Here is a 26,685-nt window from a genome sequence, read left to right as displayed (position 1 = left end):
CGGCGCTTCAGCCCCGCTCCGGCAGAATGGCCGGGGAGGTGATCGGCATGCGGATACTCGTGGTCGAAGACGAAAAACGGCTCGCGGACGGGCTCCGGCGTGGGCTTGAGGCCGAGGGCTTCGCGGTCGATGTCGCCGAAACCGGCACCGACGGGCTCTGGCTGGCGCGAGAAAACCAGTACTCGGTGATCCTCCTCGACATCATGCTGCCCGGGATGAGCGGCTACCGCGTCTGCGAGACCCTGCGCGCCGACAAGAACTGGACGCCCATCCTCATGCTCACCGCCAAGGACGGGGAATGGGACCAGGTCGAAGCACTCGACACCGGTGCAGACGACTACCTCACCAAGCCGTTCTCCTTCGCGATCCTGCTTGCCCGCGTGCGCGCGCTGATGCGCCGGGGCGCCGCTGAGCGACCCGTCGTGCTCGAGGCGGGCGACATCCGGGTGGATCCGGCCGCCCGTCGGGTCTGGCGCGGTGACGCCGCGATTGACCTGACCAGCCGCGAATTTGCCGTGCTCGAGTACCTCATCCGCAATCTCGGCACCGTGGTGTCGAAGCGCGAGTTACTCGACAACGTGTGGGACTTCGACTTCGAGGGCGACCCCAACATCGTCGAGGTGTACGTGCGGCACCTCCGCAACAAACTCGACCGTCCGTTTGGCCGCGAGGCCATCGAAACCCTGCGCGGTGCGGGCTACCGGCTGGCGGCGAACGGTGGCTGACTCGCCCGCGCGCCGACGGCTCTCGCTCCGCAGCCGCATCGTCCTCGCCGCGACCGCCATTGTCGCCGTCGCGCTCCTGGTCGGCGCCGCCGGGTTCATCGCCTTGTTGCAGGGGTCACTCCGCGAGGGTGTGCAGGCGAGGGCCGAGCAAACCCTCAGCGACCTCGTCAACCGGGTGGAGGCATCCGGCCTTGAATCGCTGACAACGGATGCCTCGGCACCGGATGCCCCGTCACCTGACGATTCCGACGACGACGATGACGACTCCGACAGCAGCGACGACCCGGCGACCCAGACGACCGAGGACTTCCTCGCCGGATTCGACGACGATGAGGCTTTCTTCCAGGTGATCAGCACGTCGGGCCACGTTCTGGCGGCGAGTGAGAACGCCGCCGACATTGGTGCCGTTGCGGTTCCGTCGCGCGGCGAGGCCGAAACAGTGGCCCTGCCCGGTGATTCTGAGCGGTTTATCGCCGTCGCAACTGAGGTGGACCACCTCACGATTGTGACCGGGCGCAGCGTCGGCGACGTCGACGAGACCACCGAAACCGTGATCCAGCTGCTCGCAATTGCCCTGCCCGTGCTCCTGGCATTTGTTGCGCTGACCACGTGGTTCGTCGTCGGGCGCGCCTTGCAGCCGGTCGAACGGATGCGCCGCGAGGTCGACGACGTGACGAGCGCCCACCTCGACCGGCGGATCGCCGACCCGGGGTCGCGCGACGAGATCGGTCGCCTCGCGACAACGATGAACGGGATGCTCGACCGGCTCGACGCGTCGCAGAAGACCCAGCGACGGTTCATCTCGGATGCCTCGCACGAGTTGCGATCGCCGCTCGCGTCGATGCGCCAGTATGCCGAAGTAGCCCGGGCACACCCCGATCGCGTGAGCGGCCCCGAGCTGTCTGACGTCGTCCTCGAGGAGGGCGCCCGGCTCGAGCGGCTGGTGCAAGGGATGCTCGTCCTCGCGAAGGCCGATGAGCGGTCACTCACCCCGAGCCGCACGCCCGTCGACCTCGACGACCTCGTTCTCGGCGAGGTGCGTCGGCTGAAGGACACGACGTCGCTTCGAATCGACGCCAGCGCCGTCGGACCAGCCCGGGTCCTCGGCGATGTGGGCTTGCTCGGCCAGGCCGTGCGGAACCTCGCCGACAATGCCGCTCGTCACGCCGCAAGCACCGTGCGGTTCGAGCTCAGCGAATCGGACGGGCGGGTGCTCCTCGCGGTCTCCGATGACGGCGATGGCATCCCCGAGGCCGATCGGGCCCGGGTCTTCGAGCGGTTCGTCCGACTCGACGATGCTCGCGCCCGGGAGTCAGGCGGAAGCGGGCTCGGCCTGTCGATCGTGCGGGAGATCGCCGGTGCACACGGCGGTTCTGTCGCTGTCACCGCGAGCGAGCTGGGTGGTGCGCGATTTGAACTGCGGATGCCGGCGGCATCCGTTTCGCCCGAGTAAAACGCACACTCCAGGCAACGCCGAGAACGGGGCTGTAATGGGTTTCCCCACTACAGCCCCGTTGTCACGGCTAGCCGGACTAGCCCGCTGACCCTCTAGCTGTTCCGGCGGGCGGATTCACGTCGCCGGACCGCCGCGCCGCGGATCAGAATCATCGCCAGCCCGCCCGCGATCACCCCGCCCGCAATCAGCAGGGACATGCCCGGGTTGGAACCCGTCATCGGGAGGTAGCTTGAGCCACCGCCGCCGCCACTGGGGGTTTCTTCCCTGGTCACGGTGTTGGTGATCGTTGCGTCGACGAAAGCACCGGTCGCGATGGTGACGGTCACATCATCCGTCGCTGCTACCTGGATTCCTGCGGTCCCGCCATTCGTTGACTCCGTGACGGTGCACTCGGTTCCTGCCGGGATGCCCTGGAAGATCTGGATGTAGGAATCCGCCGTCGAGCCAGCCGGTATCGAGAAGGTGTCCGTCAATGCCTCACCGCAATCGATGTCGAGAACAATCTCGCCCTGGAGCCCGGAGGCTCCTCCGGTGATCACCTTTGTCACTCGCAGGCCACCCGGCTGGTAGCTGACGGTGTTCGTGATGGTTGCGTCGACAGTAGCTCCCGGCGCAACGGTCACGGTTACGTCATCGGTCGGTTCGACCACGACAGTTTCGGTCGCACCGGTCTCGGTTTCCGTCACCGTGCACTCCGTGTTCGCCGGAATGTTGTCGAAGGTCTCAACGTAGGAATCGGCCGTCGCACCCGCGGGGATCGTCACGGTGTCGGTGAGCGCCTCGCCGCAGTCGATCTCGAGAACGATCTCGCCCTGTAGTCCTGCCGCGTCTCCTGTGATCACTTTGGTCACGCTCAGGCTGCCCGGCTGGAACGTCACCGTGTTGGTGATGATCGCTTCGGCGGTTGCTCCCGGCTCGATCGTGACGGTCACGTCTTCGGTGGGATCAACCACAACGGCGGATGATTCACCGGTTTCAGTTTCCGTGACGGTGCACTCCGTTCCCGCAGGCAGATCCGTAAACGTCTGCACGTAGGAACCCGCGGTTGACCCTGCAGGAATCGTGACGGTTTCGGTCAGAGCCTCACCACAGTCGATGTCGAGAACGATGTCCTCCTGGGATCCGGCACCTTCACCGGTGAGAACCTTCCTCACCTGGAGAGCACCCGGCTGGAACGTCACCGTGTTCGTGATTGTCGCTTCAGCAGTCGCACCAGGTTCGATCGTGACGGTCACGTCCTCGGTCGGGTCGACTACAGCCGTGGACGACTCCCCGGTTTCCGTTTCCGTTACCGTGCACTCTGTTCCCGCAGGCAGATCCGTGTAGGACTGAACGTACGAATCCGCAGCGGATCCGGCAGGGATCGTGAAGGTCTCGCTCAGAGCCTCACCACAATCGATGGTGAGGACGATGTCCTCCTGCGAACCCGCAGCCTCACCCGTGATCACCTTCGTCACGTTCAAGCCACCTGGCCGGAACGTCACCGTGTTCGTGATCGTCGCGTCCGCGGTCGCACCTGGCTCGATCGTCACGGTCACATTCTCCGTGGGGTCGACCAGGACCGTGGACGACTCACCCGTTTCCGTCTCCGTCACCGTGCACTCGGTACCCGCCGGCAGATCCGCGTAGGACTGCACGTACGAATCCGCAGTGGAACCGGCAGGGATGGTGAAGGTCTCTGACAGAGCCTCACCACAATCAATGGTCAGGACAATGTCCTCCTGCGAACCCGCAGCCTCACCCGTGATCACCTTCGTCACGTTCAGAACACCTGGCCGGAACGTCACAGTGTTCGTGATCGTCGCCTCGGCCCCTTCACCGGGCGGGATCGTGACGGTCACGTCCTCCGTGGGATCGACCACAACCGTGGACGACTCACCCGTTTCGGTCTCCGTGATCGTGCACTCGGTACCCGACGGCAGGTCCTCGTAGGACTGGGCGTAGGAATCCGCGGTTGACCCTGCAGGGATCGTAAAGGTCTCGCTCAGAGCCTCACCGCAATCAATGCTCAGGACAATGTCCTCCTGCGACCCGGCAGCATCACCCGTGATCACCTTCGTCACGTTCAGCACACCTGGCCGGAACGTCACCGTGTTGGTGATCGTCGCTTCGGCGGTTGCACCCGGTTCGATCGTGACGGTCACGTCCTCGGTCGGGTCAACCACGACCGTGGACGACTCACCCGTTTCGGTCTCCGTAATCGTGCATTCGGTACCCGCTGGCAGATCCGCGTAGGACTGAACGTAAGAATCGGCGGCAGACCCGGCAGGGATCGTGAAGGTCTCACTCAGAGCCTCACCACAATCGATGCTCAGGACGATGTCCTCCTGCGAACCCGCGGCCTCGCCCGTGATCACCTTCGTCACGTTCAAGCTGCCCGGCTGATTGGTCACCGTGTTGGTGATCGTCGCGTCGACGATCGTTCCCGGCGTCACGGTTACGGTGACATTCTCCGTCGGTACAACCAGGGCAGTTTGTGTCGTCCCGGTTTCGGTTTCCGTGACCGTGCACTCGGTGTTCGCCGGAATATTGGTGAAGGTCTGAACATAGGAATCGGCCGTCGCACCCGCCGGTATCGTGACCGTCTCGCTCAGCGCTTCCCCGCAGCTCACCTGGAGGACAATCTCACCCTGCTGGCCAGCGGCCTCACCCGTGACAACCTTCGTCACCCGAAGACCGCCCGGCTGGAAGGTAGCCGTGTTCGTGATCGTCGCGTCGGACGTGGCGCCCGGTGCGATGGTGACCGTCACGGCCTCGGTTGGATCGACCACAACCGTGGAGGATTCACCGGTCGAGGTCTCCGTGATGGTGCACTGGGTTCCTGCGGGAAGGTCCGTGTAGGACTGAACGTAGGAGCCCGCAGCAGATCCAGCAGGGATCGTGAAGGTGTCTGTGAGGGCTGCGCCGCAGTCAATGGCGAGGACGATGTCCTCCTGCGCGCCCGCTGCCTCACCGGTGACGACCTTCGTGACGTTAAGATCGCCCGGCCGGGTTGTCACCGTGTTGGCGATGGTGACGGTCTCGCCGTCCGCATCAACGGTCGCCTCCTGGGGGGAGTCGCTCGTCACCTCTACGGTCGTTGTCGACCCTGTCGTCGGCTCGGTGACCGTGCAGGTGTTCCCTTCCGGAATTCCCGGATAGGTGAAGGTTTGCGTCGTCGTCGCGTTGGCAGGGATATCCGCCGTGTAGGTGTAATCCTCACCGCAGTCGATGAGGAGTTGAATCGGACCCTGTTGACCAACAGCATCGCCCGCGAAGGTCTTATTGACCGTGAGGTTTCCGACAGCAAAGAAAGTGTGTGTCGCCTGCGCCACTGCCTCGAGCTCCGTGGTCTGCGCCAGAATCAGGTGCTGGGCCTCGGTCAGGTCGGGGTCGTTGCCGTCATAGATGTACACCTGCCCCCGCTGCACGGTCACAGCGGCCCGGGCGCTTAGCGTCGTGTCGTTGGCCGTCGTTGCGGTACTCGTGACCCAGAGGGAGGTGCCGGATGGCACCGTACTGTTGTTGGCCACAGGGATGGTCGCCGCCTCATCGGCGAAAAGCGCGTACCCGTCGGGCACCGCAACAGTTAACTCGGCGGCATTCTCTGCCTCGACGACGAAGGGACCACCCGTTCCACCGACGGGTGCCTCGGCTGTCGTCGGAGTGATCGTGACGTTGGGAGCGGGCGGTTCCACGACGGGCCCGTTGGTCTGCGCCTCCTGGACAATCGCCGCTACTGCGTTCCGCAAAGGTCCCGGCGCGGTAGCCACCACGTAGCCATCAGTGAAGTACCAGATCGCGGCCTGGACCGCGGCGGCCTTCTGGGTGTTTGTCAGGCCGGTCGGTCGGTCCGTGGTCGGGTAGTAGTTGTTGAGGATGTAGGTCACGTAACCGATGTTGGGAATGGTTGATTCTTCCCAGGTGCCGCTTTCGTATCCGACCCCGTTCTGCGTCTGGACCCGGATGTTGATGCAGTACATCTCCGCCGTCAGGGTCGGGTCGGAGAGCGATGCCGTCCGGATGGTTCCCGCCCACGAGTTTTCTGGTGAATAGCCGGTGGTCGGATTAGTGGTGGGGTACGCCGCCGTGGGGTCCTGGGTGGTCGGTGTTGTCGGAAGGAACCCCTGGACTGTCTGGCCGGTACCACGGCCGAGGACTTGAATCTCTGTGTTTGACGCTCGCGGCGAGTTGCCACCGGGCTGGGGATCAGGTTCGGCGGCCCCGGCTGCGTTGCCGAAGGGCATGAGGAGCATGAGGAGCATCGCGAGAACGGCTGCGATCGAGAACACGAGTCGATATGGCGCAAACCGCCCGATCGAGCGAGGACTGAAAATGGGTGCGGCGTTCATTGGTTTCCTCAACTTCGTTACGTGAACGGGTCACATCTGGCAGAACGGCCTCATCACAACCGCCGATCGTGTCCGGGACCAGCCGAGCCAGCGAGCCGCCGAACACTAACGGTGATCATCCACGTCGCTACGGCACCGAATAGAGGCGAATGTCCCGTGCGGGCCCGGGTCCCGTGCTCTCGTGCTCTCGATTCGAACTGCGGATGCCGGCGGCATCCGTTTGTTGAGAGAGAACCAACGAGAGGGCGCGCCGGAATCATCCGCCGCAGCCTCTCGGGATCTCCGCTAGCGTTTCTCGCTGCCCAAAATGGTCTGGCGGCGCCGTGACGCGGCTCCCGCAAGCAGCACCAGGAGCGTTCCAGCTGCGAGTACTCCTCCCGCCAGGAGCAGGGGCATAGTCGGGTTCGCGCCCGTCGGGGGCAAGTACCCGGACTGGCCGCCGGTTTCCGGCGTTGACGGGGGTACCGGGGTTGCTTCCTCTGTGACCGTGTTCGTGATGGTTGCGTCAACCACCAGACCAGGGACAATGACGACCGTGACGTCATCCGTCGCGTCGACCAGCACAGCGCCGCTGGCGCCGGTACTGGTCTCCGAGATCGTGCACTCGCTGCCGGCGGGAAGGCCGAAGTATGCCTGAACATAGGAGCCAGCGACGGTGCCGGCGGGAATCGTCACGGTCTCGGCGAGCGCCGTGCCGCAGTCGATGTCGAGCACAATCTCGCCCTGAAGCCCCGCGGCGTCTCCGATCACAACTTTGGTGACGGTGAGATCGCCTGGCCGAAGCGTGACCGTGTTATCGACGGTGACCGTTTCACCATCAGCGTCGATCGTCGCCGCCTGTGGCGTGTTGGTCGTCACCTCGACCGCGGTCGTCGACCCTGTCGTCGGCTCGGTGACGGTGCAGGTATTTCCGATCGGAATTCCGGGGTACGTGAAGGTTTGCGTCTCTGTCGCACTGGCGGGGATGTCACTCGTAAAGCTGAAACCTTCGCCGCAGTCCACCAGGAGCTGGATCGGGCCCTGCTGTCCAACCCCATCGCCAGCAAAGGTCTTGGTCACGGTCAAGATTCCGGCTGCGAAGAAGCCGGGTGTCGCCTGCGCCACGGCCTCAAGTTCGGTGGTCCGCGCGAGAATCACACTCTGCGCGTCCGGCAGGTTGGGATCGTTGCCGTCATAGACATAGATCTGCCCGCCCTGCGCGGTCACCGCGGCGCGCGCGCTCAACGTCGTTTCATTCGGTGTCGTCGTTTCACTGGTCACCCAGATGGAGGTGCCCGAGGCAACAGTGCTGGGGTTCGCCAGCGGGGTTGTCGCTGCCGCATCGGCGAACATCGAGTATCCGGTCGGCACCGATACCGTCAACTCGGCGGCACCCTCAGCGGCGACAACAAACGGCCCGGCAGCTGAACCCACAGGGGCTTCGCCCGCCGGTGGGGTAATCGACACATCGGGCGCGGCTGGCTGGGTGGCGGGCCCCGCGGCCTGCGCTGCTTCGACGATGGCCACCGTTGCCGCCCTCACGACCTGCTCAGACGTGTTCACGATGTAGCCATCGGTAAACCACCAAATCGCGGCCTGGACGGCGGCGCCCCTCTGGTTGTCTGTCAGCCCACTGGGCTCGGTGGTGCTCGGGTAGTAGTTATTGACGATGTAGGCCACGTATCCGAGGTTGGCCACGTTGGCCTCGTCCCAGGTTGCACTCTCGTAGCCGACACCGACCTGTGTCTCCACCCCGAGCTCGATGCAGTACACCTCAGCCGTCAGGGCCGGGTTGTCGACCGAACTCGTGATGATCGTTCCCGCGTACCTGCCCACCGCTTGATACCCGGTGGGATTGGCGGTTGGATACGGCTCAGCCGGATCGGGCGGTGACGATGTTGGCGGCGCGAACGCCGCGACTCTCTGGGCAGCACCCAGGGCGGTGGCTCGGATTTCCGTGTTCGCACCCGGCTCGGCGTCGGAGACGGGAAAAGGGTCAGGCACTGACGCCCTCGCTGCACTGCCCAATGGCGTCAGGACCATCGCGAACAGGGCGATGGCCGCTGCGAACGAGAACAGGACTCGATACGCACCGAACCGTCCCATCGACCGACGACTAAAAATGGGTGCAGCGTTCATTGGTTTCCCCAACATCCTGTGAACTGGTCGCATTGACCGACCTGGGCCCCTCACTGCAGGCCCCGCCGTGTGTCTGCGTGCCGCCGGAGTCGGAGAGCCGCAAACACTACCCGCGATCATCCCTTCGGGTGCGGCAGCGAATAGAGCCAAACGTCCTGTCCCGGCCCGGCGTCAGGGCGCATGGTCCCTACCGCGGATGTCGGCGGCATCCGTATCGCCTTCCTGAAATTGGCTTCAGGAGGCTTCAGGCCTGCTTCAGCGAGCGACGGGCACAGTGGAACAAACGCCACAGCAAACGCCACAAGGAGGCTCTCGTGAAGAAGAAGACAGTGTTGATCGGATCCGCACTCGCAGCAGTGCTCGTGCTCGGAGGAACCGGCGTCGCCGTCGCGGTGACCGAGCCGTTCGACAACGATGAGCAGCTCACCGGCTCGTCGCTCGAGAAGGCATCGAAGGCGGCCCTCGATGAGGTCGGCGAGGGAAAGGTGACCGACTCGGAGGCCGACGGTTCGGGTTACGAGGTTGAGGTCACCCGCGACGACGGAACCGAAGTGGAGGTCGTTCTGGACGAGTCTTTCGCCGTTGTTCGGGTTGATGAGGGTGACGAGGATTCAGAGACGGATGCCACCGTGAACGGTGATGCCGGGACGAATGCCGCTGAAACGGACGCCACTGAAACTCCGCTGACCGCCGACGAGCGCGCACAGGCTGAGGCTGCGGCGCTTGCCGAGGTTCCGGGCACCGTCACCGACGTCGAGCGCAGCGACGACGCCGACCACGCGTTCGAGGTCGAGATCACCCGCGAGGACGGCACGCAGGCGGACGTCGAACTCGATGACGCATTCGTGGTTGTACGGGTCCTCGAGGACGCAGCGGACACCACGGATGATGGCACCGCCAGCACCAACTAATCGATTTCCCGAGGAGGGGTCCGGGCGCCTGGCGCTCGGCCCCTCCTTTTGTGCGTGCCGGGAAGTGTGCCGGGAAATTTGCGCGGTGAGGTTACGCGCCCGCGGTGGCCGAAAGCATCCGTTCCGGTCGAAAGCAACCGTTGCGCCGGATGCTCTCGACCGGAACTGATGCTCTCGCGCGCGTCGACCTGAGCGGAAGCAGCCCCGGAGCGCAAGGGGGTTCTCGGTCTCGCCCTGCCCCCGTAACCTCGACGCATGAGTGACGAGACACTGAACCCAGGACAGGGCGTACCGAGTGGCGACCCGGTGGAAGAAACGCCGAGTGGTGACCTCAACGACGTTGAGCAGACCACGAAGGACCGGTCGTACAGCCCGTCCAGCGCGGTCGAGACCGAGGAATTGCAGAACGCAGCCGGCGATTCACCGGCCCTCGACGATCCCGACATAGACGATGACAACGTCACCCTGTTGCCCGGCACGGGCGGACCGGACGATGTCGGCGACATCGACGTCGACCCCGGTGAGATCGATATGAGCGGGAACGCCGGCAAGCCTCACGCTGAGTGACGTCGGGGCTCGGCCCCACTGCCTCCCCAGGAGCCTCAAGGCGGGCACCTGGGGGAGCAGTTCACGCCGCCGGGCTAGAACCGATCGGCGAGCTTCTCCACATCGTCGATCGCTTCGGATGACTCGGCGAGTGCCGTGTCACCGTTCCGGTCGTTGATGCCGGCGAGAACTCCGTAAACGAAGGTCCTTTCCCCTTCGGCATCGGCACGGTTCGCCGTGAGCACCAGGTGCTGACCGAACAGAACACTGTCGTGATGCTCACCGAGCGTGTCCTGCACGAGCTCACCCGCCTTCGCGACGCGTTCGTACTTCGAGCCGAAGCCCTTCTTTCCTGCCACGGTCTCAGCGACATAACGCAACCGCCGTGCGGCCCGCCGCACCGCATGCAGCTGCACCTCAAGGTCAGTTCCCGCATTGCCGATGGCATCCGCACGTTTCGTCACCCGACGGATCTCACGACGGACCGTCTTCCTCACGACCTTCTTCGCTGGCTTCAACGCGGCCTCGATTAACGGAGGGTCAGCGACGAACTCGTCGAGCGCATCGAGCAGCCGAAAGTACGCGGTCGACGTCATCAGCCGGCGCAGGCGATCGTGGGCATCCCGGTAGTCGACTTTCGCACCGTCGATGAGCCGCAGTCTGGCATCGTCATCATCGTCCTGCGGCGGCAACCCGTCGAGGTATGCGATCGCACGCATCCCACGCACCTCCGCGTCTCGCACCTCACCCAGCGCGGCACCGAACCGCTTGAGGCGATCGCGCAGATCATCGGTGGCTGGGCGGTCGAACAGCTTTCGATATGCGGCGAGCACACTCCGCAACCGCCGTATGGTCGTCCTCATCCGGTGGACAGCGTCCGGTTCGTCGGCACGCGCCGCAGGGTCCGCCTGCTCGAGGGTCAGAACCAACGTGGAGAGAGCCTCGACGACAACGGATGCCGCACTCCCGTCCGGCAGCTCGGCCTTCGTCGGCTCCTCCTCGAGGAGACCGACCTCGTGGGCGGGAACGACATCGGTGAGCGAATCGCTCCCGAGCGTGCGGGCCAGTTTCGAGACACTCGACGATGGGTGCGCACCGACAGCTCCGAGCATCCGTTCGATTTGGTCCAACAGCACGGTCCTGCCCTCTTCGGTGTCGGGAGCACCGCTCAGCAACTCGACCTCCCACTCTCGCCACCTGCGGAGGGCTTCATGGCGGATGTCGGTTGCCTCGACCTCGTCATCGGCAAGCTCGACCACCCCGACACCGGTCGCGTCCTTGAGGTGGACCGCGGTCCGCGTCGTCGAAATCCGTGCGAGCGGCGTGACCTCTCGGTCGCGCACCCACACCCGCACTGGTTCGAGCACAGCGTCAGGAACCGCACCGGTGTCTTCCCCGAGGGGCCAGTGCAACTCTGTACGCCCCTCCGCCGCCGGCATCTTGATGTGCCAGCCCGCGTCTGACCCGCCCTCGCGCCGCCGGATGATGATCCGACGCCTCGCGAGATCGAGGTCAGCCGTGTCGTAGTAGACGGCCTCGAGGGTGACCGGATCCTTCACTTCGACCGATGCAATACCTGCAACCCCCACCAGCTCAGGGAGCTGCACATCACGGTCGACGTCATACTTGCGTTCGATCTCGACCTGCGAGCGGCCCGGTTCCGAAGAGTTGGTCATATGTCCTGTTTACCCTCTCGGGACCGATGCTTCCATCCGAGCCAGCAGAAACGCGGGTCACCAGAGGCCGGGCGCCATCTCCTTCCTGGCCAAAAATCCAGCGATGGACAACGGATGCCACGAACGGATGCCACGAACGGATGCCACGAACGGATGCCATCGTCAACCCCTGTGACTCGGGGATTTACCCGGCGTACGCTCACCACATGACGACCAACGACTCCGGTGAGTTCTCCCGTGAATCCAGCCCCACATCGACCGACCCGCTCGACAGCGATGCAAACCCCTCGGATGACGCGGCTTTCGGCTCCGACGACGGAATCGGCGATGGCACAGGACTGGGCGAGGGCAACGGTAACGCCGGACAGTCGTCGGAGGACACCCCTTCCGAATGAGCGGCAATCTCTCGCCGGCTGACCTCGACCTCGATCCGTCCAGCGGCTCACCCCAGCAGCTCTACCGCTGGTTTCTGGCGAGCGTGCTGTTCGGGCGTCCGATCCAGCAGTCCGTCGCGGCCGAGACCTATCGGATTTTGATCAAGCGGGACTTCACGAGCCCGCAAAAGTTCGGCGAGATCGGCAGGGAACCACTCAGGCGACTCCTCGATCAGGGCGGATACGTTCGCCTCGATTACCAGATGGCCGACACCCTCCACGCTGTGATGCGCTCGATCATCAGCGACTACGGGTCAGTGCACCGGCTCGTCGCCACCGCTGAGGACGAGAACGAGCTGACCCGGCGCCTCACCGCGCTCAAGGGAATCGGGCCGGTCACCGCCCGGATCTTCACCGACCAGATACCCGCAGCGGTATACGGCTCGGCACGCGAGGACGCGCGCGGTTAGTCCCGCCCCTGGGGGTGAAGGGTCACCGGATCCACGAGCGTCCCGACGAGCGTGCGGGACCACCACGCACCGGTCCGGCGCTTCTCTTCCGGTGTGGAATACCTGTAGCGGAATACTCGCGCGCGGATCCAGCGCGGTGGGGCCACCGGAAACGGATTGACGCCGAGCAACCGTATCGTGCGATAGTCGCCGGCGAGCAGCCGCACAATCAGCATCTGGAACCAGCGATTGTCGGGCGACCCGAGCGCGAGAAACCACATCAGCCAATCCAGCCTGAGGTGGTACGGAGCGACCTGCGGCGGCATCCGTGTCACATCGCCCGGCTTGCCCTTGAATTCGTAAGGCAACCACTCCGAGTCGGGTCCGGGGTGCTCGTCAGCGCAGCCCTCGACAATCACCTCGAGCCGCACCTTCGTCACCGTGCCGAAAGCGCCGTACGCATTCACCAGGTGGTACCTGTTGAAGCTCGCATTCATGAGCTGATGCCGCGCAAACAGGTTCACGAGCGGCCACCAGCTGAGAACGACCAGGAACGCGGTCACCGCAAGCACGACCACAACGAACCAGAGGGGCGTCTCCGGTTGCTCCGCGTCGAGCAGGAGAGCGGGGACTACCGTCTGCACCGCGTCATCACTCACCGCTGAGAATGCGAGCACGATGGTGATCCAGTTGAGCCAGGCAAAGTTGCCGGTGAATACCAGCCACAGCTGGGTCAGGATGATGATCCCCGCAGCGACGGATGCCACGGGCTGGGGCGCAAACAGAAAGAACGGGACGACGAGCTGGGTGAAGTGACTGCCGAGCACTTCCCCCTTGTGGAACCACCGCGGCAGGTGGTGTGCGTACCAGCTGACCGGGTTCGGCATCGGCTGGGTCTCATGGTGATAGGTCAGTGCGGTGAGGTCGCGCCACTCGGACCCGCCACGCATCTTGATCATTCCGGCACCGAATTCGAGCCGGAAAACCAGCCAGCGAAGGAAGATGATCACCACGAGCGGCGGAGCGACCTCGTCAGAACCGAGGAACGCAACGATGAACCCGGCCTCGCACAGCAGGCTCTCCCAGCCGAAGCCGTAGAACGTCTGCCCGATGTTGACGATCGACAGGTACCCGACCCAGAGCAGCAGAAAGGCCACCATGGGCAACCACGGTGGCCCCTGCTGCGGCAAACCGACCACCAGGGTCGCCGATAACCCCGCGCCGGCCGAGGCGATGCCGAGCAAAAACGAATCGCTGTACTTCCAGTGGAACAGGCTCGGGGACTGCCGAAAAGTGACCCGATTCAGAAACCACGGCGCCGGCGCCAGGCCACGTTCGCCGAGCAGGGCAGGAACCTGGTTGGCCGCAGAAATGAAGGCGATCAGGTAGAGCGCAGCGATGCCGCGCTGAAGCACCTGGCGCGCCAGCTCGTAGTCCCCCGCTGCAAACCACTCCATGATGCTGCCGACGGTAGTCCCGGCCTCCGGGGTGCTGTCAACCGCTTGAGAACAGCTGTCGCGCCAGCGTAGCGTCGCAAGGGATCGACCGGCGCGTGCATTCTGCGCGCCGTCACGCACAACGAGGGAGACAGAGCGATGACGTTGAACAACCCATTCGATTCAACCCGTGCCGGACACTCAGGGACGCCGGGCTCCCCGGGCACGACAGGCCCCGCCGGTGAACCCATTGGCACCAGCGCAGACACCGTCAACACGGCATACGGCCGCACCGATGCTGCGCACGGCGCCGACACGATCCCGGACCCCAACGACACGGCTGAGGTGACAACCACCACTGACGACGGGCTCATCGACGCCGGCATCAGTGACGCGGTGACAGCGCCGAGCACCGCCGAGGAAACCACCGATCCGTCTTCGCCGGAATTCCACGCCGCCGAAGACGACGACATGGTCACGATCGCCAGGCTGGTCAAGGCGTCGAAGATTGCACTGCTCACCACGGTCACGCCGAGCGGCCAGCTGCACAGCCGTCCGCTTGCGACCCAGGAGTCCGACTTCGACGGTGACCTCTGGTTCTTCACCCAGGATCCGAGTTCGAAGGTGGAAGACATCCGCTCGAACGACCAAGTCAACGCCGCTTTCGAGTCGGGTAAGGGCTACCTCTCGATCTCGGGTTCGGCGACGCTCGTGCACGACCGCGACAAGATCAACGAACTGTGGAGCCCCGCTCTCGAGGCCTGGTTCCCCGACGGCAAGGACGACCCGACGGTCGCCCTGATCAAGGTCAGCGCGCAGTCGGCCGAGTACTGGGCGTTGAACGAACCAGGCGTTGTGACCATGTTCAAGATCGCAAAAGCCGTGGTGACCGGGAACCAGCCCGACATCGGCGACAACAAGTCGGTCGACCTCTAGGCTGCCCCTCAAGCCAGGTAGTCGTCAGGAGCGATCCACCGCACCCCGCGCTTGTGGCTCAGCAATTGAGCTCGAACCGGCACGCCAGCCGCGGCGCATTCGGCATTCAACTGCCGCGCCCACGCCCGGTCGAGCTGGGTGAGGTCAGCGCCCGCGTATCGCTCCCAGACAAGGATTACCCGGACCGCCCCCGCGGACTCCATGATGGTCGCCACGCCGGTCGCCAGCGCATGGGCCTCTGCGGGGCGGGGCTGCACCGGAAAGTCGTCGATCGGGACGAGCATGGGCAGCTGCACATCGTCGTCGTCGAGAAAGAGCAGCCAGAGCTGCCGTCGGGAGGCGCGGCCGATGAGGGCGCTCACCCGTTGTTCAATGAGCTCGTCTGTGTCGAGCGGTTGCTGATTCGCCGTCGAGGCGCTGATGTCTGTCATGGCTCGATACTCGACCTGCGCGCTGCGCCCGGCCGACGGCATCCGGAATCTGTGGACAAACGGATGCCTGTGGATAACGCGACGCGTAACTTGGGAACATGACAGTTGAGATCCCGCAGCATCTCCGGCACCTGCTGACCGATGCAAACTTCGGCAGCCTCGCCACAGTGCGACCCGACGGCACAGCGCAGGTCAACCCGATGTGGTTCGAGTTCGACGGTGAGAACCTGCTGTTCACGCACACGACCAAGCGGGCCAAGTTCCGCAACCTGCAGAAGAACCCGTCGATGGCGTTCTCGATCTTCGATCCGGAGAACCCGCTGAGCTACATCGAGCTTCGCGGGGAGCTCGCCGAGGTGCGCCCGGACCCGACCGGGGCGTTCTACGTGCGGCTCGGCAAGCGTTACGGCAATGCCACGCAAGAAGCGCCGCCAGACAGCGCCGATCGGGTGATCCTCGTGATGACAATCACGCGGGTGATCGGCCGCTGAATCCGGCGGCACCTCTGCTGGTGACCGGAGAGACTACGCGGTCTGCCCGGAGTGCTCGCCCTCGGCGATCTCTTCGACGAACTTAGCGTTGAACGCCGGCAGGTCATCGGGTGTTCTGCTCGAAACGAAGCCGCTGTCGACGACGACTTCTTCGTCGACCCAGTTCGCTCCGGCGTTGATCAGGTCGGTCTTGAGGCTCGGGTAGCTCGTGAGTTCGCGGCCGCGGACGACGCCGGCCTCGATCAGGATCCACGCGCCGTGGCAGATGACGCCAACCGGCTTGTGCTCCTCGAAGAAGCTCTTGGCGAAGGCGACCGAGTCCTCGTCCATGCGCAGGTGATCGGCGTTGACGACACCGCCGGGCAGCATGAGCGCGTCGAACTTCGAGGCTGACGCGTCGGCCGAACGCACGTCGACGTCCTGCTCGTGTCCGTTCTTACCCTCGATCGTGCCGATCTTCGGTGAGACGAGAACTGCCTCGCCACCGGCATCCGTCACCGCCTGCCATGGGCTCGTCAGCTCGGAGTCTTCAAAACCATCGGTCAGCAGAAATGCGACCTTCTTGCCAGAGATATTCTCAGTCATCGTGCTCCTTTCGGGGCCTGCCACGTTACGCCCTGGGCCATGCGTGGGCACAGGCCTTGACGGGTGCTCCGCGAGCCACTATCCGCGGGGCGGATGCCGGACACGTCGGATACCGGACACGTCGCCGGTGGGATCTCCCGCGCGGTATCTCTGGGCCTGGCCTCATGTCGCCAGGGCATCCAGCACGAGGTCGATTGCCTCGCTGACGATCTCACTGGCGTACGGTTCGGCGAGAATTGCCCTGGCCTGGCGCGCAAACCGGTCCGGGTCGCCCGTCCCGGCGCGCAACGCGCGGAGCGGGGCGAGGATCGCGGCGCGACGGAGCCACACGTTGTTCTCTCCGAGCCAGCGGTCAAGGGCCGCACGCGCTTTGCTCTGGCCCACGTCATCCAGGTGCTCGATCATCGGCCCGACGACGTCTGTCGCGAGCGGGTCGACCAGCGAGCGAGCACGTCCGTCACGGAGGAACCCTTCGATCCTGGTCAGGTCCGAGTTGTCGAGAACCGCCACGTGTGACTGCAGCAACACGACCGCCGCGAGCCGACGTTCGTAGACCGGAGGCCGCCAGAGCTCGGAAGCCAGAGCGGTGATCTCGTCGTGCGACATCCCGCGGTATTTGCGCATGGCATCCCGAACGGTACCCCGCACCGCACCGACCGACGCGCCGTACGATCCCAGCCCACTCGAGTCCCGGTCGTCGGCGGGCGGCGTCCACGCGGTCTCCCGCTGCAGAGCCGCGTCGATGAACTCGCCGGCCTCAGTCATTCCACAATTCTCGCTCAGTCCCTATCCGAGCTCGACCGGCGCTGACGGCCTCAGCGCGCTTGCCTGGCGAACCTGTGGTCGGGATCGAGGGTGTCGAGAATTCGCCCCATGATGCGATCGAGGTCTGCGATGTCCGCGGCGTCCAGCGGGTCGATGACGTTGTCCCTCACAGTGTTCACGTGACCGGGCGCCGTCGCCACCACTTTCGCCATCCCCGCCTCGGTGAGGTGCGCGTTTGTCGCACGCTTGTCCTCGGCGCACGGCCGGCGTTCGATGTACCCCTTCTTCTCCAGTCGGGATGCCACGTGCGAGAGCCGCGGAAGCGTTGCGTTCGTCGCTGACGCAAGGGCCGTCATCCGAAGCACGTGGTGAGGGGACTCGGAGAGCATGGCGAGCACGAAATACTCGAAATGGCTGAGTTCAGCGTCACGTTGCAGCTGCGAGTCGAGCACGCCGGGCAACAGCTCGACCACCGCAACGAATTTCTTCCATGCGTTGAGTTGGTCCTCATCGAGCCAGCGTGCTTCAGTCATGAAGCCAGTCTACTAATGCTTGACGCTACAACCATCCATTATCCGCGAGTTTCCGCTGTCCTACGTGGTTCGGTCACGGCCTGAGAGTGCGTCCAGAGGTGCTCAGGAGTCATTCTGCGCCGGGTGTGCTTAGAATGAGCACTGCGACACCGGCCACCCGGCCGCTCCGTCGACCCAGCGCAGGCAGCGCCGCCATGCCCGCAGATGCGGAGCGCACCACACACGCCGATACGGCGAACCCATCGAGAAGGGTGGCGATCATGACGACGTTTAACACACCGAAGAAGCACAAGACGGCGACCGAGAGCGCCGCCGATGCGTTTCGCCGTGATAACCCCATCACGGCGTCGATGCCGATCATCAGCGAGTCGCCGGAGCTGGTGCTGCTCTCAAACGGCACTCGCCTGAACCGCTTCTCCCGCGACGATGTGGTCCTTCGTAAGGGCGAGTTCACGCTGATCAACGGCCACCTCACCCCGCGTGAATCCATGATCACCGACCTGCTCAGCATCCGTCGGGTGCTCGAAGACGCAGACATCCCGTATCTCCTGGTGCGTGGCAGCAACGGCAACCCGGTGATCGCTGTCGATCGCAAATGCCGTAAGCAACTCTCGGCCGCATTCGCCGCCGCCTACGAGGACGAGCCGTTCTACGCCAAGGCCATCGACCCTGCGACCCTCCGGGACGGCGGAAAGCCCGGCAAGACGCCGGATGCCATCCCGACGCTGCTCGCGGACGGCACGTTCGCGAGCGACAAGAAAGCGTCGGTTTTCCGGCTGTACCGTCCCCGCATCGAGCCGATCGGGCGGTTGCGTTACGGCCCGGATACCGCCGTGCAGCTCGAGCTCTGGCGGTTTGGTGAGGACGAGATCGTCGCGCCCGTCGAGAACGCGTTGATGCGCAGGAGGCTGCCACGGTCGGAAGCGCTCGAAGACACGGTCGAGATGTTCGGCCAGACCTGGCCCACCCTGCAGAATATGTTCGCGGACCTGGCGAGCGATGTGACCTTCGATGTCGACATGGTCTTCTCCTGGGTGGATGGCTCAAGCGAAGAGTTCCAGCGCGCACGAGCGAAGCGGATGCAGAACTATGTCGTTGGTGACGGCGACGACTCCGACGCCCGGTTCCGGCAGATCAACGAGCTTAAGTACGCGCTCAGAAGCGTCTACATGTTCGCGCCGTGGGTGCGCCGCATCTTCATCGTCACCGACTCACCCCGCCCCGAGTGGCTGGCTGAGCACCCCGCTGTCACCCTCGTCCGCAGTGAGGACCACTTCAAGGACACGAGCGTGCTCCCGACGCACAACTCGCACGCTGTCGAGGCCCAGTTGCACTACATCGAAGGGCTCTCAGAGCACTTCCTCTACTCGAACGACGACATGTTCTTCGGGCGCCCGATCAGCCCTGACATCTTCTTCTCGCCCGGTGGCATCACGAAGTTCGTCGAGGCATCCACGCGTATCGGACTCGGTGACAGCGACCCGTCGCGCAGCGGTTACGAGAACGCGGCTCGTGTCAACAGGGGGCTGCTCCGCGAGCGGTTCGGCAAAGTCACCACGAGGCACCTCGAGCACTCGGCAGCACCCATGCGCAAGAGCGTCCTGCACGAGCTCGAGGCTGAGTTCCCCAAGGAGTTCGCGCGCACGGCGGCGAGCCGGTTCCGCTCGGCGACCGACATTTCGGTGACCAATTCGCTCTACCACTACTACGCACTCATGACGGGGCGAGCGGTCGTGCAGACCAATGCCCGGGTGAAGTACATCGAGACGACGCTCAAGTCGTCACTGCCATCGATGGAGCGCTTGCTCAAGCGCCGCGACCAGGACATGTTCTGCCTTAACGACGGTTCGAAGCCCGAGATCTCGGTCGAGAAGCGCACGGAGGCTGTCACCCGGTTCCTCGAGCACTACTTCCCGTTCGCGGCCCCGTGGGAGACCGAAGTTGCCGTTCACGGCGCAGAGCCGGAGCTGGTGCAGGAGGGCGTGACGGTGTCCATCACCGAATCATTCACGACCTCGGTCACGGACGCGATCTAGCCGGTCGTCCCACGGCGACGTGAGGCCCGGCATCCGTTCGCGTCGACGACCAGCGGATGCCGTTACTCCAGTCGCGCGAGGGCATCACTTGCGGTCGAGAACATCCCGCGCAGCTGATGCGCTCGACCGGAACTGGTGTTCTCGGCGCCCACGCCGCGCGAAGTGACCTCGGGAACGCGACGGCCCGGGGAGAGCTACACCAGCACCGGAATCGACTCCGTCGGCGGAGCGCTCCGGTGAACGGGCGTCGGAGACGTGTGCGTCGGAACCGGCTCGCCCGCGATCGGCTCGGCGATGTGAACGCCGAGCACGTCCAGGCGCTTGGCGCTCTCCTGCGGATCGATGTAGTCGAGCGTGGGGAACGAACCGAGCGGTACGACCGAGTGCAGCACAGTGTTGGGATACACGTGCACGAGGTTGAACGCCCGAGCACCGTCACGCCCGCGGGTCCCGCCGACCGGGACCGTGAGGTCCTGGGTGTAACAGGTGGCGGATGCCACGGAGACCGGAATGCCCGCAAAGGTCGCCATCGACGAGTAGTGCAGGTGACCGCCGAGGATGCTCCGAACGTCGGACCCCTCGAGCACCTCAGCAAGACCGCTCTGGTCGCGAAGCTCGACGCTCACGGCGAGGTCGAGCACACTCGGCACCGGCGGGTGATGCAACGCAAGGATCGTTCCGTCCGGCGCGGGCACCGAAAGCTCTTCCGCGAGCCAATCGAGCTGGTCGCTCGTCACTTCGCCGTGGTGATGCCCCGGGACCGAGGTGTCGAGCGTGATGACGCGAAGGCCGTTGACGTCGTACACCCGGTCAACGGGTCTCGACGTCGGCACCTCGTTGAACAGCCCGGCGCGGAAGGCTTCTCGCTTGTCGTGGTTTCCCATGACCCAGATGACCTGGGAACCGAGCCGGCTCGCAGCCGGATCCACGATGCGCCGGATGCGCTCGTAAGCGTCGGGCTCGCCCTTGTCGGCGAGGTCCCCCGTGAAGATGATGGCCTCTGGCCGACCCCCTGAGGCTTCGAGCTCCGTGAACACCTGCCTGAGGTGTTCTTCGCTGTCGACCGAGCCGTAAAGCCTGTTACCTCCGGCCAGAAGGTGAGTGTCGCTGATGTGCAGAAGGAAGTGGTCCGGCCTCGGGTACTCGGCCGTGCGCTCTATCACAATCCGTCCAATCGGGTTTGGCGGTGATGCCTCGTGGTGTCCACCCTAGGTGTTAACTGCCATTTGACCAGAACATTCCTAACGAAAGGTGAATGCGACACGCCAGGTGTCCCAACGGAAGGCAAATGTCGGAAGGCATGCGGAAATCGAATCGCTCGGCGCGCGTCCCCGTCAAGGGGTCGATCCTGAGAGTGGTCGCTGGCATACTGCGAAGGATGTCTGAGCCTGATGCAATCGTTGTCGGAGCGGGTCCGAACGGCCTCGCCGCCGCCGTCACACTGGCTCGAGCCGGTCTGTCCGTTCGCGTGTACGAACGCGCCGACACCATCGGCGGCGGGTCACGCACCTCGGAGGCGACCCTTCCAGGATTCCGCCATGACACCTGTTCGGCCGTCCACCCGATGGCCCTCGCCTCGGAATTCTTCTCACGATTCGGGCTGACCGACCGCATCCCGTTTGCGCTTCCCGAGCTCTCCTACGCCCAGCCCCTCGACTCTGGACGCGCCGGCCTCGCCTGGCACTCCCTCGACCGCACCGTCGAGGACCTCGGTCGTGACGGTGCCGCATGGCGGCAACTGTTCGAGCCACTCGTTTCGCACGGTTCCTCGGTTGCCGGCTTCGTCGGAAGCAGCCTTCTTCGCGTGCCGAAACATCCGATCACCATGGCGAGGTTTGGACTGCGCGCCCTCGAACAGGGCAGCCCGCTGTGGAATGTGCGCTGGCACGACGATGCCGCCCCCGCACTGCTCACCGGTGTGCTCGCGCACGCGATCCGGCCGCTGCCGACCTTCGCGCCGACCGCCGCCGGGCTTGTGCTTGCCACCCTCGCCCACGCTGAAGGCTGGCCGGTCCCGATCGGTGGCAGCCAGTCGATCGTCGACGCGATGGCGGCGGATGTCACGGCGCACGGTGGCGAGATCGTCACCGGCTCCGAGGTCACCCACCTCCGCGAGCTGCCCCCAGCCAGGGCTGTGCTGCTCGACACGAGCGCGCGCGGCCTCGTAAAGATCGCGGGGAACCGGCTGCCCGCCGGTTACGCCAGGCGGTTGGGCAAATTCCGTTACGGCAACGCCGTCGCCAAGGTCGACTTCGCCCTCTCCGGGCCTGTGCCCTGGACCAACGAAACCCTGCGCGAGGCCGGCACGCTCCACCTCGGCGGCACCCGCGAGGAGATCGCAGTCGCGGAGCACGATGTCGCCAACGGACGGCATCCGTCGAACCCCTACGTCCTCGTGTCGCAGCCGAGCGTGTTCGATTCGACGCGAGCGCCCGAGGGCCAGCACACCCTCTGGGCGTACACACATGTCCCCGCCGGATCCACCGAGGACCGGACCGAGGCGATCACCAGGCAGATCGAACGGTTCGCGCCAGGTTTCCGCGACCTGATCCTCGCCACCGCCCATAAGTCGGCCGTCGAGTACGAGTCGTACAACCCCAACTACGTCGGCGGTGACATCTCCGCCGGCGACGTTGACATGCTCCAGCTCGTCGCCCGTCCCACCCTCTCACTGAACCCGTGGCGGACCCCGCTCACCGGCCTGTACCTGTGCTCGTCGTCGACCCCACCGGGCCCGGGCGTGCACGGAATGCCCGGCTGGAACGCGGCACTGCTCGCCCTCCGCGACAGGTTCGGCATCACGACACCACCCTCACTCTCGCCCACACCAGACCAGCTACTCGGAAGGCAGCCATGAGCGTCAACTACCGACTCATCCACACGAGCCCTGAACGCGTCTTTGAGGTGCTTGCCAACGGATGGCTGTACCCGAGCTGGGTCGTCGGTGCGTCGCGGATGCGAGACGTCGATGACTCCTGGCCCAAAGAAGGCGCTCAGCTCTTCCACTCGTTCGGCGTCTGGCCCTGCCTCATCAACGACTCGACCTCGGTGCTGGAGTGGGATCCACCCCGGCACATGAAGGTTCGTGCCCGCGGCTGGCCGATCGGAGTGGCGCATGTCACCCTCGACGTGAAGCGTCGCGGGGAGGACTGTGTCGTGCGGATCACCGAAGACGCCGTCGAGGGCCCCGGCCGCCTCATCCCCGAACCCGTCCGACGGCTGATGCTGCACGCACGCAACAACGAAACGCTGCAGCGCCTCGCCTACCTCGCCGAGGGTGGCGCAACCGCCAACTGACGCGCGATCACGGGAAGAGCGTCCCGCGCTGCCGAAAAGAGAAGCGAACCCGGAATCACGCGGATGCGCAAGCCCCTTGCTGGTCGTCAAGGCCGTCGATAACTTCAGCTGAGCAGCGATTTCGCTGGTGATTTCTCGGCACGGTGGCCGATCGCGGATGGCCTCGTGACTCAACGAAGGGAATTCGATGGTTCAGAGGCAGAAGCGGCTTATTGCGGTGACTGTGGCGGCATCCGTGCTCGTCCTGACGGGGTGCAGCGGGGGCGGCGACGAAACGGCAGACGTGTCATTCAGCGACAGCCCGTCCGGTGCCCTGGCGGCATGGGGATTCGACAACGCCGACGACGTCGGAACGTCGCGGCTCGAATATGCCGAGAAGCAGCTCTCGGATGTCGACATCGAGATCGACCAAACCGCATTCGACGCTCAGAAGTTCACGACGAGGGTCGCCAGCGGGAATGTCCCGGACGTGGTGCAGATGGATCGCCAGTTCGTCGGCACGTATGCGGCGCAAGGGCTCATCACACCTCTCGACGAGTGCTTCGCCACGCACGGCGTCGACCCTGACGAGCAGTACTACGAGTCGGTCGTGGATGACGTTGAGTGGGACGACAAAGTGTGGGGAGTCCCGCAGTTCTATCAGCCACCGGCAATCATCCTGAACAAACGCGTCATGGACGCAGCAGGCGTCACCGCTGACCAGATCGACACGTCAAAGCCCGACGTCCTCCTCGGGGCCATCGGCAAGATGTACACCGCATCGGGCGGGAACCCCACCGTCCTCGGCTTCGACTCTGTCGGCGTCAACCAGGCCGGGTTATGGCTCCTCGGCTTCGGCGGCGAGATTATGGATGACGAGGGCGTGCCGGCTCTCGATTCGCCCGAGAATGCCCGGGCGCTCGACTTCCTCAAGCAACTGTTCGACGCTCAGGGCGGGTACGCGAAGTACCGGAGCTTCACCGACTCCTTCGATGCGTTCGGCGACAACAACCCCTACGTTGCTGACCAGGTCGGCGCTCAGGTGAACGCGCAGTGGTACGTGAACGTCCTGAGCCCGTACGTGGATGAGGTCCAGATCGAGGCTGTCCCGTTCAAGAACATCGAGGGTGAGCCGTTCTCGGTCACCAGCGGTACCGCGTTCGTGATCCCTGTGGGGGCGAAGAATGCGGATGCCGCCTGCGCCTGGGCGCTCGAACTCACCTCCCAGGATGCGTGGCTGGCTGCGGGAGAGGCGCGCGCGGCGACGATCTCCGAGAGCCCGGGAGCGATCAACACCGGCCTGTTCACCGGATCGCCGGCGGCCGATGAGGCGATTCGCGACCAGTTCGTCAAGGAGAGCGGAAACGCCGGCTTCGACCAGACGATCGCCACGTTCTATGAGGTCGTGGGAGAGGGCGAGTCCTACGGCGCTTCCGCTGCGGGGCAGGAGATCCAGACCGAATTGAAGAACGCGGTCACGTCGGCGCTGCTGGGTGACAAGTCGTCTGAGGATGCTCTCGCCGACGCTCAGGACGCGGCGATGCGGGCATACGACAAGGTCGTGAAGTAACGTCTGACGCGACTCACACAGAACGGGCAACCCTGCTGGGTTGCCCGTTCTGTGTGAGTCAGGGAAAGCTCAGCCTTTTCGCCCCTGCGTCGCCACCCCCTCGATGAAGTAACGCTGGCCGAAGGCGAAGATCAACAGCATGGGCAGAGTGATGATGAGCGATGCCACCATCACGTACTGGTAATCTCCGTGGCCGCCGGCGGTGGGGCTGTACTTCGTCATCGCGTACGCGATCCCGAGCGGTGCGGTGAATCCCTCGACCGAACCCGCGTTGAGGTAGATGAGCGACGCCTGAAGGTTGTTCCAGCTGGCCTGGAACTCGAAGACGAAGACGATGATGAACGACGGGATCGACAGCGGCATGGCGATGCGTCGGAAGAGCCCCCAGTAGCTGCAGCCGTCGATGCGAGCGGCCTCGAACAGCTCGCGCGGGAGCCCGAGGAAGAACTGCCTCTGCAGGAAAATGTAGAACGCGGACCCGAAGAGGTTCGCTCCCCAGAGTGGCACCCACGTTCCGATCAGGCCCAGTTCCTTCCAGATGAGGTACTGGGGGATCATCGTGACGGCACCCGGCAACATCATCGTCGCGAGGACAAGCCCGAACAGCAGGTTGCGCGCCGGGAACTTGAAGTAGGCAAAGCCGAACGCCACAACCGAACTCGAAATGGCAACCGCCAGAGCCGCGAGCAGGGCGATCGAAAGGCTGTTGAACATCCAGCTGACCAGGGGTAACTGGTCCCAGACCTCGACGTAGTTCTCAGGAACCCAGGTACGCGGGATGAGCGAGTTGTCGAAAACCTGCCCGCGTGGCTTGAGGCTCGCTGCGAGAAGCCAGACGAATGGGTACATGAACAACAGCCCGAAGCCGATGAGTGCGATCCAGAGAACTACCCGGCCGAGGACACTCTTCGGTTTGTACCAACGGTCGATTCTCGGACCGTTTCGGGGAGTTCCGGCAACCGTCCACTCCCCGATCACCTGGCCCTTGAGCCTGACAGCGTCCGGCGATGACTCAGTCACGCTCATGTGTGGTCATCTCCCTCGTAGTACACGAACCGGTTGCCGAACTTCATCTGAATAAAGGTGATCAGCATGATGATCATGAACAACAGCCATGCCATCGCAGCGGCGAACCCGAAATCGAACTGCCGAAACGCCTGCTGGAACAGGTAAACCGCGTAAAACAAGGACGACTCCGGTGATGCGTTGGACTGGTCACGCCAGAACAGGAGATATGCCTGGTCGAACACCTGAAACGCCCCGATCGTGAGCACGATCACGTTGAAAAAGATCGCGCTCGAGATCATCGGCACGGTGATCGAGAAGAATTTCCGCACCGGCCCGGCCCCGTCGAGCGACGCCACCTCGTACAGGTCTCGGGGCACGCTCTTCAAGGCAGCCAGAAAGATCACCATTGTTCCGCTGACCGTCCACAGCGTCATCAACACAATCGACGGTTTCACCCACGCCGGGTCGACGAGCCACTGCGGGCCTTCGATGCCGAGGAGGCCGAGTCCCTGGTTGATCGCGCCCGAGTTGCCGTTGAGGAGCAGGAGAAAGACGGATGCCGTCGCGACTGTCGGAGTCATTTTGGGCAGGTAGTAGACGGTGCGGAAAAAGCCTGCGCCCCTTCCGACGCGAGCGAGCAGCATCGCCAGAAACAACGCGAACGCAATTTCCAGCGGGACGGCCATGAGCGCGTAGACGAGGGTATTGCCCAGAGCGAGACCAACCTTCGGGTCCTCGAAGAGCTGGGCGTAATTTGCGAACCCAACGGGGGTCGAGCTGTTCGCCGCGAGGTTGTAATCACTGAAGGAGATGATGAGGCTGTAGACCATCGCACCGAGGGTGAAGATCAGAAACCCGATCACCCATGGAGCGATAAAGAGATAGCCGGCGATGGCTTCGCGGCGGTTGTAGGTTCGCTTGGGCGCCCGGCGAGGGCGCACGCGCCGAGCGCCTGCCTTCGTGTCACGGCCATCTGCCTGGCCGACGACGCTGGTCACGAACGGTCCCGTGTCCGAAACGCCCTGAAGATTC

General features: G+C 64.5%; 23 protein-coding genes. 12 read left to right on the top strand and 11 right to left on the bottom strand.

Going from position 1 to position 26,685, the window contains the following annotated elements:
- Positions 1-47 precede the first annotated feature (47 nt).
- The gene (locus AC1C2M_RS12625; RefSeq protein WP_495436829.1) at positions 48-725 is read left to right on the top strand and encodes a response regulator transcription factor; all 678 of its coding nucleotides are present in this window, start codon (positions 48-50) and stop codon (positions 723-725) included.
- On the top strand, positions 718-2,178 hold the full coding sequence (locus AC1C2M_RS12620; RefSeq protein ID WP_495436827.1) for a sensor histidine kinase: 1,461 nt from the start codon (positions 718-720) through the stop codon (positions 2,176-2,178). Before AC1C2M_RS12625 ends, AC1C2M_RS12620 begins: the two co-directional genes overlap by 8 nt.
- Before the next feature lie 95 nt (positions 2,179-2,273).
- Here AC1C2M_RS12620 and AC1C2M_RS12615 read toward each other — a convergent pair whose 3' ends face one another.
- Positions 2,274-6,512 carry a DUF5979 domain-containing protein gene (locus AC1C2M_RS12615; protein ID WP_495436825.1) on the bottom strand — a complete coding sequence of 1,413 codons (4,239 nt, stop codon included), beginning with the start codon at positions 6,510-6,512 and terminating at the stop codon, positions 2,274-2,276.
- 285 nt (positions 6,513-6,797) lie between these two features.
- Positions 6,798-8,597, bottom strand: coding sequence for a thioester domain-containing protein (locus tag AC1C2M_RS12610; protein ID WP_495436823.1), 1,800 nt, complete (start codon positions 8,595-8,597; stop codon positions 6,798-6,800).
- A gap of 347 nt (positions 8,598-8,944) precedes the next feature.
- On the opposite strand from AC1C2M_RS12610, the gene AC1C2M_RS12605 reads away from it, so the two are divergent.
- Positions 8,945-9,541: a PepSY domain-containing protein gene (locus tag AC1C2M_RS12605; protein WP_495436821.1), complete on the top strand. Its 597-nt coding sequence runs from the start codon at positions 8,945-8,947 to the stop codon at positions 9,539-9,541.
- A 255-nt stretch (positions 9,542-9,796) separates the two neighbouring features.
- Positions 9,797-10,108, top strand: a complete 312-nt coding sequence (locus AC1C2M_RS12600; protein ID WP_495436819.1) for a hypothetical protein — start codon at positions 9,797-9,799, stop codon at positions 10,106-10,108.
- A 74-nt stretch (positions 10,109-10,182) separates the two neighbouring features.
- Here the strand turns inward: AC1C2M_RS12600 and AC1C2M_RS12595 are convergent, their stop codons facing one another.
- The gene (locus AC1C2M_RS12595; RefSeq protein WP_495436817.1) at positions 10,183-11,763 is read right to left on the bottom strand and encodes a CYTH and CHAD domain-containing protein; all 1,581 of its coding nucleotides are present in this window, start codon (positions 11,761-11,763) and stop codon (positions 10,183-10,185) included.
- A gap of 206 nt (positions 11,764-11,969) precedes the next feature.
- On the opposite strand from AC1C2M_RS12595, the gene AC1C2M_RS12590 reads away from it, so the two are divergent.
- A complete protein-coding gene (locus AC1C2M_RS12590) occupies positions 11,970-12,158 on the top strand; it encodes a hypothetical protein (RefSeq protein WP_495436815.1) in 189 nt (62 codons plus the stop codon).
- Complete coding sequence (locus AC1C2M_RS12585) at positions 12,155-12,607, top strand: DNA glycosylase family protein (protein WP_483406496.1); 453 nt, start codon at positions 12,155-12,157, stop codon at positions 12,605-12,607. Before AC1C2M_RS12590 ends, AC1C2M_RS12585 begins: the two co-directional genes overlap by 4 nt.
- On the opposite strand, the gene AC1C2M_RS12580 is transcribed toward AC1C2M_RS12585, so the two are convergent.
- Complete coding sequence (locus AC1C2M_RS12580) at positions 12,604-14,043, bottom strand: lipase maturation factor family protein (RefSeq protein ID WP_495436813.1); 1,440 nt, start codon at positions 14,041-14,043, stop codon at positions 12,604-12,606. The genes AC1C2M_RS12585 and AC1C2M_RS12580 overlap by 4 nt on opposite strands.
- A 138-nt stretch (positions 14,044-14,181) precedes the next feature.
- Between AC1C2M_RS12580 and AC1C2M_RS12575 the strand changes: the two genes are divergently transcribed.
- A complete protein-coding gene (locus tag AC1C2M_RS12575; RefSeq protein WP_495436811.1) occupies positions 14,182-14,958 on the top strand; it encodes a pyridoxamine 5'-phosphate oxidase family protein in 777 nt (258 codons plus the stop codon).
- Between the two features lie 8 nt (positions 14,959-14,966).
- Here the strand turns inward: AC1C2M_RS12575 and AC1C2M_RS12570 are convergent, their stop codons facing one another.
- A complete protein-coding gene (locus tag AC1C2M_RS12570; protein WP_495436809.1) occupies positions 14,967-15,389 on the bottom strand; it encodes a hypothetical protein in 423 nt (140 codons plus the stop codon).
- Positions 15,390-15,487: 98 nt separating this feature from the next.
- On the opposite strand from AC1C2M_RS12570, the gene AC1C2M_RS12565 reads away from it, so the two are divergent.
- Positions 15,488-15,880 carry a PPOX class F420-dependent oxidoreductase gene (locus AC1C2M_RS12565; protein ID WP_495433242.1) on the top strand — a complete coding sequence of 131 codons (393 nt, stop codon included), beginning with the start codon at positions 15,488-15,490 and terminating at the stop codon, positions 15,878-15,880.
- A 33-nt stretch (positions 15,881-15,913) separates the two neighbouring features.
- Here AC1C2M_RS12565 and AC1C2M_RS12560 read toward each other — a convergent pair whose 3' ends face one another.
- The 3 genes from AC1C2M_RS12560 to AC1C2M_RS12550 form a co-directional block, all read right to left on the bottom strand.
- Positions 15,914-16,465, bottom strand: coding sequence for a type 1 glutamine amidotransferase domain-containing protein (locus AC1C2M_RS12560; protein WP_495436807.1), 552 nt, complete (start codon positions 16,463-16,465; stop codon positions 15,914-15,916).
- A 162-nt stretch (positions 16,466-16,627) separates the two neighbouring features.
- Entirely contained in the window at positions 16,628-17,230 is a 603-nt protein-coding gene (locus AC1C2M_RS12555; protein WP_495436805.1) for a DNA alkylation repair protein, read from the bottom strand.
- Between the two features lie 50 nt (positions 17,231-17,280).
- Positions 17,281-17,763 carry a MarR family winged helix-turn-helix transcriptional regulator gene (locus AC1C2M_RS12550; RefSeq protein ID WP_495436803.1) on the bottom strand — a complete coding sequence of 161 codons (483 nt, stop codon included), beginning with the start codon at positions 17,761-17,763 and terminating at the stop codon, positions 17,281-17,283.
- A gap of 260 nt (positions 17,764-18,023) precedes the next feature.
- Between AC1C2M_RS12550 and AC1C2M_RS12545 the strand changes: the two genes are divergently transcribed.
- Positions 18,024-19,799: a stealth family protein gene (locus tag AC1C2M_RS12545; RefSeq protein WP_495436801.1), complete on the top strand. Its 1,776-nt coding sequence runs from the start codon at positions 18,024-18,026 to the stop codon at positions 19,797-19,799.
- Between the two features lie 194 nt (positions 19,800-19,993).
- On the opposite strand, the gene AC1C2M_RS12540 is transcribed toward AC1C2M_RS12545, so the two are convergent.
- The gene (locus tag AC1C2M_RS12540) at positions 19,994-20,962 is read right to left on the bottom strand and encodes a phosphodiesterase (protein ID WP_495436800.1); all 969 of its coding nucleotides are present in this window, start codon (positions 20,960-20,962) and stop codon (positions 19,994-19,996) included.
- A 215-nt stretch (positions 20,963-21,177) separates the two neighbouring features.
- Here AC1C2M_RS12540 and AC1C2M_RS12535 point away from each other — a divergent pair, with 215 nt between their 5' ends.
- The 3 genes from AC1C2M_RS12535 (at position 21,178) to AC1C2M_RS12525 (ending at position 24,645) form a co-directional block, all read left to right on the top strand.
- On the top strand, positions 21,178-22,656 hold the full coding sequence (locus tag AC1C2M_RS12535; protein ID WP_495436799.1) for a phytoene desaturase family protein: 1,479 nt from the start codon (positions 21,178-21,180) through the stop codon (positions 22,654-22,656).
- A complete protein-coding gene (locus tag AC1C2M_RS12530; protein ID WP_483406507.1) occupies positions 22,653-23,096 on the top strand; it encodes an SRPBCC family protein in 444 nt (147 codons plus the stop codon). Before AC1C2M_RS12535 ends, AC1C2M_RS12530 begins: the two co-directional genes overlap by 4 nt.
- A 187-nt stretch (positions 23,097-23,283) precedes the next feature.
- Positions 23,284-24,645 carry an ABC transporter substrate-binding protein gene (locus tag AC1C2M_RS12525; RefSeq protein ID WP_495436797.1) on the top strand — a complete coding sequence of 454 codons (1,362 nt, stop codon included), beginning with the start codon at positions 23,284-23,286 and terminating at the stop codon, positions 24,643-24,645.
- 69 nt (positions 24,646-24,714) lie between these two features.
- On the opposite strand, the gene AC1C2M_RS12520 is transcribed toward AC1C2M_RS12525, so the two are convergent.
- Together AC1C2M_RS12520 and AC1C2M_RS12515 are read right to left on the bottom strand one after the other, a co-directional pair.
- Complete coding sequence (locus tag AC1C2M_RS12520) at positions 24,715-25,671, bottom strand: carbohydrate ABC transporter permease (RefSeq protein WP_495436796.1); 957 nt, start codon at positions 25,669-25,671, stop codon at positions 24,715-24,717.
- The gene (locus AC1C2M_RS12515) at positions 25,668-26,594 is read right to left on the bottom strand and encodes a carbohydrate ABC transporter permease (RefSeq protein ID WP_483406718.1); all 927 of its coding nucleotides are present in this window, start codon (positions 26,592-26,594) and stop codon (positions 25,668-25,670) included. Before AC1C2M_RS12515 ends, AC1C2M_RS12520 begins: the two co-directional genes overlap by 4 nt.
- Positions 26,595-26,685 lie beyond the last annotated feature (91 nt).

Source organism: Mycetocola sp. Y444 (assembly GCF_059445295.1).
Note: the sequence above shows the minus strand (reverse complement) of the source record. Positions and strands in the feature narration are given on the sequence as shown.